Source organism: Acidaminococcus sp., from assembly GCF_050873445.1.
In the GTDB taxonomy this organism is placed as follows: Bacteria; Bacillota; Negativicutes; order Acidaminococcales; family Acidaminococcaceae; genus Acidaminococcus.
This window is the reverse complement of the sequence record NZ_JBNMIU010000008.1, coordinates 1-11,623: the sequence shown is the minus strand read 5'-3', so window position 1 is coordinate 11,623 and position 11,623 is coordinate 1. Positions and strand designations below refer to the sequence as shown.

The following is an 11,623-nucleotide window of genomic DNA, read 5'->3' as shown; positions in this document are numbered from 1 at the left end:
AGGAAGTACCTTTTGTGTTCATCAATCTCCTCTGCGAGCACCACGGCCGCCCCGTTTGGATTCCGTATTCCGTTTCAGATCCAGCAGACGATCATCGCTTTCCTTCAGGAACCTGGAAAGCTTGTCTTCGAAGCTTACGGGACCCGTGGGCCGGGGAGCTCCGTGGAAGGATTTGCCTTCGAACCGCTTCTTGCCCTCGAACCGTTTGCCGCCTTCGAAGTGCTTGTTCCCGCCTTCGAAGCGTTTCCCTTCGAAATGTCTGTTTTCGAAAGAGTGGCCCGGTTTCCGTTCCTGCATGGGAGCCGGCGGCATCAAAGCCTTCAGAGAAAGGCCGATCTTGCCCTTTTCATCCACCGAAACCACCTTTACGGTGACTTTGTCCTTCACTTTGAGGAAATCATGTACATCTTTGACGAAGACATTGGAAACCTCAGAAATGTGAATCAAACCAACCTTATTTTCGGGTAACGACACAAATGCACCGAAATTCGTAATCCCGGTGACGATCCCATCTACAACTGCGCCTTTTTCCAAAGCCATAGGTCAAAGACATCCTCCTTTTATCAGTGGGTATTACGTTAACCATTATACCGTTGTTAACGAAATTTCGTCAAGGGGAAAAAGAGGGGGAACAAGGCTCTCAGGCCTTGATTCCCTGGTATTCGTACCCTGCTTTCAGAATGGCACTCTTGAGGTCGTTTTCCGGCACCTCTTTGGATTCCCGCACCTGCACCTTGCCGGTCGTATGGTCAGCCTGGGCACTGATCACCCCATCCAGGGCCTCCAGGCTCTTCTTTACATGGGCTTCGCAGTGGGCGCACATCATGCCCTTTACGTCCAGCACCACGGTATGGCCGGCAGCAGCAGCCTGAGGTCTTGCCACCTGGAAAGTCTCGCTTTCCACAATGGCTTTCGCCCTGTTTTCCCGTTTCTTGTCATGGCTGGCATCATGGATCCTGAACAGATTCAGCCGCAGGGCATTCATGCATACCGTAAAGCTGGAGATGCTCATGGCCGCTGCCCCCAGCATAGGATTCATCCGGAAGGGATACAGTCCGGCGGCACAGGGGATCAGCAGGATGTTGTAGAAGAAAGCCCAGAACAGGTTCTCGTGGATGTTCCGCACCGTTCCCCGGCTCAGCCGCACAGCAGCGGATACGTCAGTCAGTCTGCTGTTCATCAGCACGATGTCGGCGGAATCGATGGCCACGTCGGCACCGGCCCCGATGGCGATGCCCAGGTCAGCCCGGGTCAGGGCAGGCGCATCGTTGATGCCATCGCCCACCATGGCCACCGTACCCGCTTCCTGCAGCTGCCGGATCACAGTTTCCTTGCCTTCCGGCAGGACCCCGGCGATGACCCGGTCCACCCCGGCCTGTTTCCCGATGGCTTCAGCGGTCCGTTGGTTATCCCCGGTGACCATGACCACTTCGATGCCCATGTCCTTCAGTTCCTGGATGGCTTTGGACGAGTCTTCCTTGATTACGTCAGCTACGGCAATCATCCCGGCCAGTCTGCCGTCTTTGGCAAACAGCAGCGGAGTCTTGCCCTGTCCGGCCAGTTCCGCAGCATGGGCTTTCATGTCGGCTCCCACCATTCCCTGTTCTTCCAGGTAGGTCAGGCTGCCGCCCAGCAGCCTGCTGCCATACTGCATGACCTGCAGTCCGTTGCCCGGCAGGGCCTGGAAATCATCCACGGCTCCCGGCTCCATATCCTGATTCCGTGCTTCTTCCACCACAGCCCTGGCCAGTGGATGTTCAGATTTCTGTTCCAGATCATAGGCCAGCTGCAACAGGCTTTCTTTCGTATAGCCAGCTGCCGGTATGACATCCGTGACCTTGGGCTGGCCCCTGGTAATGGTCCCGGTCTTGTCCAGGGCCACGATATTCACTTTTCCGGCCATTTCCAGAGATTGGGAAGTCTTGAACAGGATGCCGTTTTTGGCACCCACCCCGCTCCCTACCATGATGGCCACAGGGGTTGCCAGTCCCAGGGCGCAGGGGCAGGCCACCACCAGTACGGCAATGCCGTAGCTGATGGCCTGGGCAGCAGGCACACCGGCAAGCAGCCAGCCGATGGTGGTAACCAGGGCAATCCCGATGATGGCGGGAACGAATACGGCTGAAACCTGATCGGCGATCCGGGCAATGGGCGCCTTGGTGGCAGCCGCATCACTGACCAGTTTGATGATCTGGCTCAGGGTGGTATCCTCCCCTACCCGGGTGGCCTCACATTCCAGGTACCCGGACTGGTTGATGGTGGCTGTGGATACCTTGTCCCCCGGTTTCTTGTCCACCGGCAGGCTCTCACCGGTCAGAGCGCTTTCGTTCACGGCAGAAGTGCCCTTGACCACCACACCATCCACCGGGATGTTTTCCCCGGGGCGTACAGCAAAAATATCTCCCTTCTGCACATCATCGATGGAAACCGTGATTTCTTTCCCATCCCGGATCAGCACAGCCGTCCTGGGAGCCATTTTCATGAGGCCCTTCAGGGCATCGGTGGTCCGTCCCTTGCTCATGGCTTCCAGCATCTTGCCCAGAGTAATCAGAGAGGGGATCATGGCAGCCGTTTCAAAATACAGGTCGTGCATATACATATGATGGAGCCGCGCAAACGGTGCTCCATGAGCCGTCAGATAGGTGATTTCATAGAACACACCCAGGGACCACAGGAATGAAACGGAGGAACCCAAAGCCACCAGGGTATCCATGTTGGGTGCCCCGTGAAGCAGTGTCTTGAACCCGCTGGTGTAGAAATCCTTATTGATGGACATGATGATGATGGCCAGCAGCATCTGGGTCAGCATCAGGCCCAGGTGGTTCCCCTCCAGCAGAACCGGCACCGGCCAGTCCAGCATGTTGTGACCCATGGTCAGATACATGAGTACGAGCAAAAAGCCCAGGGACATCACCAGACGACGGCGCAGCCGGGGCGTGTCGTGATCCTTCAGGGCCTCTTCATCAGCGGCCATTTTTTCCGCAATTCCCTGTCGGGCCTGGGAGGCCCCTTTCAGAGAAGCCCCATAACCGGCATCTTCCACCGCTTTGATGATTTCCGCATCGGAAGCGGTCCCTTCCACTCCCATGCTGTTGGTCAGCAGCGAAACCGAAACGCTCTTCACGCCCGGCACACCGGCAACGGCTTTCTCCACGTGAGCCTGACAGGATGCACAGGTCATGCCCGTGACGATATATTGCTTCATGGCAGAATCCTCTCCTTTTAATACCCTACCAGGGTACCCTTTTCTGTGATTCTTATGATACCCCCAATGGGTACAATTGTCAAGAGGCCTGTTTTTTGTTTCTGCAGCCTGGCAGGCTCAGTACAGCCATAAAGCCCCTGTATCCGCGCCTTCCACCCCTTTGCGGTATTTTTTCAAGATGCCTTTGGCCGGATGTTCCGGTTTCACAAGCTTTGCTTTTCTCTGCGCCATTTCTTCCTCTGAAATTTCCACTTCCAGGATATGGCGATCCAGATCGATATGGATCATATCCCCGTTTTGCACACAGGCGATAGGGCCCCCATCCCAGGCTTCCGGAGCGATATGCCCTACACAGGGTCCTCTGGATGCCCCTGAAAACCGTCCATCAGTAATCATAGCCACACTTTTCTGCAGGCCCATACCAATGAGCATGGCGGCCGGAATGGACATTTCCCGCATACCAGGGCCGCCCTTTGGACCTTCATATCGGATAACCAGAACACTACCTGGTTTTACTTCAGAATGGAGCAGCGTGTCCATGACTTCCTCCTCTGAATTGAATACAACTGCCGGCCCCCGATGCACAAACATCGCCGGATCCACGCCACTCTTTTTCACGACCGCTCCCTGAGGGGCCAAATTGCCATACAGTACGGAAAAACATCCCTGTTCCTGGATCGGATGTTCCAGATCATGGATGATTTCCCGGTCAATGGGCCTGTTAAACCCATCCAGAGCTTCCTTCAGCGTCCCCCCCATGGCAACAGGTACCTCTGTATACAAGAATTTTTCGATAGTCTTCAAACTGGCCAGAGCGCCACCGGCTTTCCCATAATCAATCAGATTATACTGACTGGAGGGTTTGAATTTGGCAATCAGAGGGACCCTTGCCTGGATTTCATCAAACTTCTTCAAATCCATGGGAATCTCTGCCGTCCGGGCAATGGCCTGGATATGCAGAGCAAAATTGCTGGAGCCTCCTGTAGCTCCTACATGAAGGATACCGTTGGTCAGAGATTTTTCCGTCAGGAACTGCCGGGCCGTGATGCCCTGCCGGGTCAGTTCCACGATCCGCTCCCCCACATCCCGGGCCATTTTCGTCTTGCCCGAAACACAGAATGGCATGGTGGCACTGCCAAAAGGAGCCAGCCCCACCACTTCAGCAAATACAGCCATGGTATTGGCAGTCCCGTACATGGAACAGGTACCGCAGGAAGCGCACATATTCTGCCGATACCGCTGAAAAGTTTCCTCGCTGATGGCACCACTGCGCCATTTGCCGATGGCTTCCTTTAAATCCGGTGTGGTAAACATCTGCCCGTCCTCTTCATAAGGAAGCATGGACCCTGGCGTCAGAAACAGGCTGGGTCTATCCAAAGATGCAGCCGCCATGAGCATGCCCGGTACGATTTTATCGCAGGCACACAGGAAGACCAGGCCGTCAAAATTATGGGCCCTGGCCATGGCTTCTATAGAAGCTGCAATCAGATCCCGGCTAGGCAATACACATTGGGCGCCCCGCAGCTGAGCCATGCCGTCACAGGGGGCCGGAACGGTAAATTCTGCCGGAGTTCCGCCAGCAGCCCAGACACCCTCTTTGACTACCTGAGCCAGCTCTTTCAGCGGTTTATGTCCCGGATTCACATCATTCCAGGAATTGACGATGCCGATCAATGGTTTTTTCAGGTCCCTGTCCCGATACCCACAGGCATTCATCAGCCCCACATAATAAGCTTCTGCATTGGGATCAATATGATTCATGAGAATTCCTCCTTTATTTGATCATTCCATAGGTGAACAGTTCATTTTCATGGATAACCTGACGCATGACTTCTAGAAAAACATTGATTACTTCCGGCATGTTTTCCCTCTGCGGCCGCACCAGTGATAAATTGACCGTTTCATCCAGTCCAGCCACATGAAAGGCCATCAGTTTGTCGATTGAATGGCTATTATAATCTGCCACAAGAGACAAAAGAGACTGGGGACAGAATGCGGCAGCCAAAGATTTTCCACACACTGCAATCTGGGTAGCATAATCACTGACCTGGATTTTGGAAATGGCTGTGATTCCCCTTTGCTGCAGAAAGCGCTGGCATACAGCCGCTACTGTACTGCCCTGCCGGTTCTCCGCCAGGGGAAGGACAGCAAAATCCTGCAGTTCCAGCGTATCCCCACTGGCCAGCCTGCCTTCCACTTTCCGGCCGGTCATATATTTCCGAAGGAATGCATCTGTGGCCAGCAGAAAGATCTGGTCCCGTGCTACGGTTTCCACCTGGAGATACGTCTTGCTTTCACAATTCACTCCGAGGAACAGATCCAGCTGATTATCCAGTAATTTCTTTTCCAGTCCCACGATGTCATCCAGCGTAACGGAAACCAGGATGTTGGGATAGATTTTCTGATATCTTTCATAGACAGTCGGCAGCAGGACTTGTCCCCGTGAACTGTTGATGCCCAGGCGCAGCAGACCGGAATTGTCCTGGCGGACCAGTTCCAGTCTGGAATGGAACTCGTTTTCCAGAAGCTCCACTCTGCGCAGGGTTTCATACAGCATCCGCCCTGCCGGTGTCAGAGCCAGTTTGGGCTCCCGCTGGAACAATTCCACCTGCAGGCGGTTCTCAAGTTGCTGTATATTCTTACTCAGACATTGCTGGGTCACATAGGCCCGTTTCGCTGCCCGTGTAAAATTCATTTCTTCTACGGCCAAAAGGAAATACTTTTCTGCATTCTCCAAAATCAAGCCCCCCTCATTGATTTATAAAAACAGGCTCAGCACATAAGCGCATAGGAGCCCCGTAAAAGCCATGACATGCTGGCCGACACACAGGGATTTTAAAGTCGTTTTGGTATCGTAACCAAACAAGTTGGCAAAGACCCAAAAATAGCTGTTATTGACGTGGGAGCCAAAGCCGCTCCCGGCACAGATGGCAATAAAAGCAACTACCGGGCTGAGCATGCCACTCTGTACCAGGGGTAACGTCAAGGTAGAGGCCATGATCACGGCAACGGACGAAGAACCCTGGACAAATTTAGAAAAGCCACAGATAAGGAAGGGAATCAACAGATAAGGCAGAGCCATACCAGTCAGACTGTCAGCTAATACCTTCCCTACACCCGTTGTGTTGATCACATTGGCCAAAGAACCACCAGCAGCCGTTATAAAGATGACCGGACCAGATGAAGTCAGCGCATCATTCATAGATTTGAAGACTTCCTCTCTGGGTAAATACCGATATAAGAGTGCAACTGCCGTTACGATTCCAATAAAAAGAGCGATGTTCTTATCTCCCAACATATTAACTACTGAAAGAAAAGCTTCATTTTGCACCCTCAGCATCTTACAGGTCGTAGCCAGAAGAATGAGTCCAATGGGCACAATCACAGGTAAAATCGAAGCCAGGAAAGACGGCTGTCCTTTTCTTTCATTATTGGATGCCGATTCCGGTTCATCCATATCAGTCATTATAGCAGTATCACTTTTCTGGAACCAACCCTGAGGTTTCTTTTCCAGATAAAATCGACAATATGCCAGAATTGTCATGCAATTAACAGCAGCAACTATCAATCCCCAGAAAATCGATTCGCCCAGGTCCATACCGAGAATCGAAACAATGGAAATCGGTGCCGGAGTCGGCGCCACATAGGTATTCGTCGTCAACAAAGAAAGAGCCAATCCTACTGCCAGGGCGCCAAGTGCCTGCCCACTCTTTTTCGCGATGGCTTTGACCAGCGGAGCCAGCATGATCAGTGCAACATCACAGAACACAGGAATACTGACCAAAAAGCCGGTGGCAGATAAAGCCACATCTGCTCTCTTTTTTCCTGCGATTCGCAGCAAAGTGGAAGCAATTCTCTGTGTAGCATTGGACTTATCGAGATAATCACCCAAAACAGCCCCAAAAATGATTACAATACCGATGCTCCGACAGATATTCCCGAACCCTGTCGTAATTGAAGAAATTGCCTTGCCAGCAGGAAGGCCACATCCTATGCCTATGATAAATGCGCCCAACAACATCGACATAAAAGGACCCAGCTTCGTTTTGATCATCAGTAGCAGCATCAAGGCCAATCCTGCTAAAAAAGGAATTACGATTCCCATGATTGATTCCTCCTCATGTTGAATTCTACAATTGCATCCGGATCAAATGTTTTCTGACTATACTGTAACATGAAAATATCACAATGAAAAACAAATAATAATGGGTGCATACACAACATTTCGTTGTGGTTATGGGTCATCTGCTATGTGATCTGCAAAATAAGGGCCTATGAACACGAAAAGAGACCTTCGATTCATACGAATCAAAAGTCTCTTTTTGTATTGGAGTTTATCAGTTCATCAAAAGCCGACTGATAACAGTTTCTTTCCCCTCATCCAGCTTTTCTATTGTCAGTGTTTTTCAGGAATCTGCGGTTTCACATGGGCCGGGATGGGTGCTACATACCCCTGTTCCCCCACGCGGCTCTTCAGCTCTTCCTTTGCATGCTCCAGCATCTCCGGATGTTCCAGGAAATCGATGGCTGTCCCGGCCATGACTTTCCCCGCAAAGAACATCCCTTTCTGGGCAAAAGTGGATTTGCCCAGGCTGGCGGCCTGCCAGGTGTGCGGTGTCACACCGGCGGGCCAGGTAGCGACAGTGAAAATCGCACAGGGACAGATCCAGCTCACATCCGTAGAAGCCTTCAGCATGTTCTCCCGATCCTTCAGCGGCATGATGAAATCATTAACCGTTGCTTTCGCATAAGGTGCCAGCAGTTTCCGCACTTCCGCTCGATGGGATCTGTCGTAATTTTCCAGGAGCTTTTCCAGATCCATTTTCTGGCCGCCGGCGCTGGCCGAAAGGGCATGCGCCAGTTCCAGTTCCTCCGGCGTATAGGCTTCCCGTTCAATCCCCTCCAGGTTCTTCTGCAGAGCTTCTTCCATGACAGTATTGTCCATGAGGCTGGAACAGGCCTTGATGAATTTTTTCTCCACCCGGGTCCGGGTCATCAAGGCTGCCCCCTGGGCAATTTCATCCACACGGTCGTTCAATTCCTGTACCTGTTCATTCCGGGGAGCCCGGATCAGATACAGCACACTGGCAAAGGGCGGTACTACATTGGGAGATTTTCCCCCCGCATCCAGGATGGCATAGTGGATCCGGGCCGCATCGATCATATGTTCCCGCAGATATTCCACCCCCGTATCCATCAGCTGGACTGCATCCAGTGCACTGCGGCCTTTTTCCGGAGCCCCGGAAGCATGGGAAGCCTTGCCGTAAAATTCATAAAGGACCTGATGGTTGGCCAGTGATCCACCTGCCAGGACTTCGTTCCAGGCTTCCGGGTGCCAGGAAAAAGCCATGTCCAGTCCATCGAAGACCCCATCCTGGGCCATGAAACTCTTCCCCGATCCTCCTTCTTCGGCAGGGCATCCAAAAAAGATAACTGTACCAGAAAGATGATTCTCTTCCAGATAGGCTTTCACGCCCATGGCTGCAGCCACACAGCCGGTTCCCAGCAGATTATGGCCGCAGCCATGCCCCTTTCCGCCAGGTACCAGGGCTTCCGGATGGGTAATGCCGGGTTTCTGAGAAAGGCCATCCAGCGCATCATATTCTCCCAGGAATCCCATAAAAGGGTGACCACTGCCGAAGGTGGCCCGGAATGCCGTGGGAATGTTGGCGATTCCCTTTTCCACCGTGAATCCTTCTTTTTCCAGGAATTGGCACAATAGCTCCATAGAAGCATATTCCGTGTACCGGATTTCCGGATGATCCCATATGGCATCGCTCAGTGCAATGAGCTGTTCTCTTTTCTGTTCGATTCCCTGCAGTGCTTTTGCTTTTTTCGTTTCCATAGTTTATCTTCCTTCCCAGAACAGATGTCAATTATAAAAAGGATACAAAATGGGGAGCAGGATGATGCTCACCACGGTGATCAAAAGAGCCAGCGGCGTTCCGCATTTCAGATAATCTTTCAGCGTATACCCGCCCGGTGCCATGATCATGGCCTGGCAGGCACAGGACATGGGGGTCAGGATGGACGTCCCGCTGGCCACCATAGTGCCCATAACCGCTGCCCGAGGATCCACCCCAATGCTCACGGCCACACTGGAAATCAGCGGGATGAATACGGCAATGGCCGCAATATTGGACATGACCTGGGTCACAATCAGCGGGATGATGAAGAATACGGCCATGATGAGATAAGGATTTGTGGTATTCCCCAGCAGCAGCTGGATCTGAGAGGCCACCACATCGGCCGCTCCGGTAATCTTCAGGGCATCGGAAAGCGGCAGCATCCCGATGAAAAGGAACATGGTGGGACCATGGATGGACCCCAGTGCTTCTTTTTCACTGAGCACACCGGTGGCAATCAGCAGCGCTGCACCGATACAGGCACTCAGATACATAGGAACAATTTTGAAATAGTCCAGGACCAGCATGGCGGCTATGGTCAGCAGAGAAATGACAGCAGCCAGTTTCTGTTTGGGGTTGGCATCCTCTTTTTCTTTACCGGCCCCATAATTCATGGTGTCATCAAAGGCAGAATCCGGAATGTCCGGCAGCAGCTTCGGCGCAATGAAGATGCCATATACGATGGCCAGAAGGATGGCCGGCATCCGGGCAATAGTAAAATCCCAGATGGTAAAGGGGATCTTGCCTCCGATCCGCATCATCACATCATTCCACATCATATTGGAAGCACCCTGTCCCAGGAACGTGCAGGCCGTACTGATATTGGCCACAGCCGCCAGCGGGTAGATCAGCCTGCTCCGGCTCATATGAAGGTCATGGGCCACAGAAATAATGAGCGGCAGCAGGATGGCCATGGTCCCTACGGCACTGCTCAGTATGGAAAGGAAAGCAGCAACCAGCATACACACCAGGATAACCTGATGGGACTTATCCTGATACTGATGGATCAGTCCTTCACATGATCCAGGATCCCTGATTTCACAATGCCGGCACTGATGACGAACATGGCTGCCAGCATGATTACATTCTTATCAGTCAGCGCACAGAAGGCCTGCTTGATGTCCATCACATGGGTCAGCAGCAAAGAGGAGATGATCCCTATTGCAATAACGGTATAAGGAAGTTTACCCGTAATGAACGCAAGGATAGTCACACCCAGAATCACCAGGACTATATTTAATGGACTCATATCCACACTCCCCCTCGATAATTAAACGTTCCTTTTGCTTTATTTTACATATTTGGCCAAATTTGTTATGATGACTATATCATGGAATATTGCTTTTGAAAAATATGTATATTCTTTAGAGGTATAAATATCAATTATAATGAGAGGAGATTCCATCCCATGAACATACTCCTGCTGTTGCACATCCTGACCATTGCGGAACAGAAATCCATCAATCGGGCAGCTGCTGTGCTGCATTTGTCCCAGCCTCATTTGAGCCAGAGCCTGCATGCTCTGGAAGGGGAGCTGGGCTATTCTCTTTTTATCCGCAGCCACAATGGGGTGCTGCCCACAGAAAAAGGCCGCTTGTTCCTTCAGCATGCCCGGAAAATCATCAGCGAATACAAAAAAATGAAGAACCTGGCGACCCAGCAGGCCATCCAGCTTCTTCATGTGGCATCCACCAATTCCTATATTTACGAACAGGCCTTTCTCCAGACTCTGAAATTCTATGGAAATCCCTCCCTTTTGCAGTTCCGCTTCACCAACGGCACCATTGACCAGATTGTCAATGACGTGTATCAGGGAACGGCCCAGATCGGTTCCATCCTGCGAACGGGAGAATTCGAGAGCAGTTGGCTGAATCGGTTGAAAAACCGGCACATCACCTACCATTCCCTGCTTCGGCTCCCGCTGATCATCACCGTCCGGAAAGATCACCCTCTGATCAGGGATGGCCAGCTGGCCCTTGACGGGCTCCATGATTATCCTTTCGTAGATTACGTAGGGACCCCGGTACTCCAGACCATCAAAGAGGCCGCCCGGTATGCCGATCCTTCCAGGATCATCGAAATTTCCAGTGCATCCCTTCGGCACCAGATCGTGGCCAGCACCGACAGCTTTGCCATCGGCTTCGGTTTGCCGTCCTCCCTGCTGGACTTCTACGGACTGACTGCCTTCCCTCTGAAACAGAGTTGTTTCATGGGTATCCTGTACCTGAAGGAAAACGGTCTGACAGAAGAGAGCAGCACCTATGTACGCTTCATCAAAGAACTCATCCGGAAAAAATATCCGGAAATGACCGTTTAAAGCAGATCTACACACAAAAAGAAAGAGCATCGCTTCTGCGATGCTCTTTCTGGTTTAACCGGCAGCTCCCTATCCTCCCGGAGCGTTTCCACTCGAGTACTTTCGGCGTATAAGGGCTTAACTGCTGTGTTCGGCATGGGAACAGGTGGATCCCCTTAGCTATCACCACCGGATTTTCTGTTGAAGACATGAGCC

The 11,623-nt window shown here is 52.1% G+C and carries 9 protein-coding genes and 1 rRNA gene; 1 reads left to right on the top strand and 9 read right to left on the bottom strand.

Annotation, left to right across the window (positions count from 1 at the left end; genetic code table 11):
- Positions 1–21: 21 nt before the first annotated feature.
- The 8 genes from ACR0QW_RS02470 to ACR0QW_RS02435 all read right to left on the bottom strand — a co-directional run bounded on the left by ACR0QW_RS02470 (position 22) and on the right by ACR0QW_RS02435 (position 10,360).
- Positions 22–540, bottom strand: a complete 519-nt coding sequence (locus tag ACR0QW_RS02470; RefSeq protein WP_432642148.1) for a S1 RNA-binding domain-containing protein — start codon at positions 538–540, stop codon at positions 22–24.
- Positions 541–640: 100 nt separating this feature from the next.
- Positions 641–3,205: a heavy metal translocating P-type ATPase gene (locus tag ACR0QW_RS02465; RefSeq protein ID WP_432642147.1), complete on the bottom strand. Its 2,565-nt coding sequence runs from the start codon at positions 3,203–3,205 to the stop codon at positions 641–643.
- Between the two features lie 117 nt (positions 3,206–3,322).
- Positions 3,323–4,966 (bottom strand): dihydroxy-acid dehydratase, encoded by a 1,644-nt coding sequence (locus ACR0QW_RS02460; RefSeq protein ID WP_432642146.1) that lies wholly within the window; start codon positions 4,964–4,966, stop codon positions 3,323–3,325.
- A 13-nt stretch (positions 4,967–4,979) separates the two neighbouring features.
- Positions 4,980–5,942 carry a LysR family transcriptional regulator gene (locus tag ACR0QW_RS02455; protein ID WP_432642145.1) on the bottom strand — a complete coding sequence of 321 codons (963 nt, stop codon included), beginning with the start codon at positions 5,940–5,942 and terminating at the stop codon, positions 4,980–4,982.
- Positions 5,943–5,963: 21 nt separating this feature from the next.
- Positions 5,964–7,310: a GntP family permease gene (locus ACR0QW_RS02450; protein ID WP_432642144.1), complete on the bottom strand. Its 1,347-nt coding sequence runs from the start codon at positions 7,308–7,310 to the stop codon at positions 5,964–5,966.
- A gap of 291 nt (positions 7,311–7,601) precedes the next feature.
- Entirely contained in the window at positions 7,602–9,050 is a 1,449-nt protein-coding gene (locus tag ACR0QW_RS02445; protein ID WP_432642143.1) for a M20 family metallopeptidase, read from the bottom strand.
- A 27-nt stretch (positions 9,051–9,077) separates the two neighbouring features.
- Positions 9,078–10,073 carry an SLC13 family permease gene (locus ACR0QW_RS02440; protein ID WP_432642142.1) on the bottom strand — a complete coding sequence of 332 codons (996 nt, stop codon included), beginning with the start codon at positions 10,071–10,073 and terminating at the stop codon, positions 9,078–9,080.
- 44 nt (positions 10,074–10,117) lie between these two features.
- Entirely contained in the window at positions 10,118–10,360 is a 243-nt protein-coding gene (locus ACR0QW_RS02435) for an SLC13 family permease (RefSeq protein WP_432642141.1), read from the bottom strand.
- 159 nt (positions 10,361–10,519) lie between these two features.
- On the opposite strand from ACR0QW_RS02435, the gene ACR0QW_RS02430 reads away from it, so the two are divergent.
- Complete coding sequence (locus ACR0QW_RS02430; RefSeq protein ID WP_432642140.1) at positions 10,520–11,428, top strand: LysR family transcriptional regulator; 909 nt, start codon at positions 10,520–10,522, stop codon at positions 11,426–11,428.
- A gap of 56 nt (positions 11,429–11,484) precedes the next feature.
- On the opposite strand, the gene rrf is transcribed toward ACR0QW_RS02430, so the two are convergent.
- Positions 11,485–11,601 (bottom strand): 5S ribosomal RNA (gene rrf, locus ACR0QW_RS02425).
- Positions 11,602–11,623: the final 22 nt, after the last annotated feature.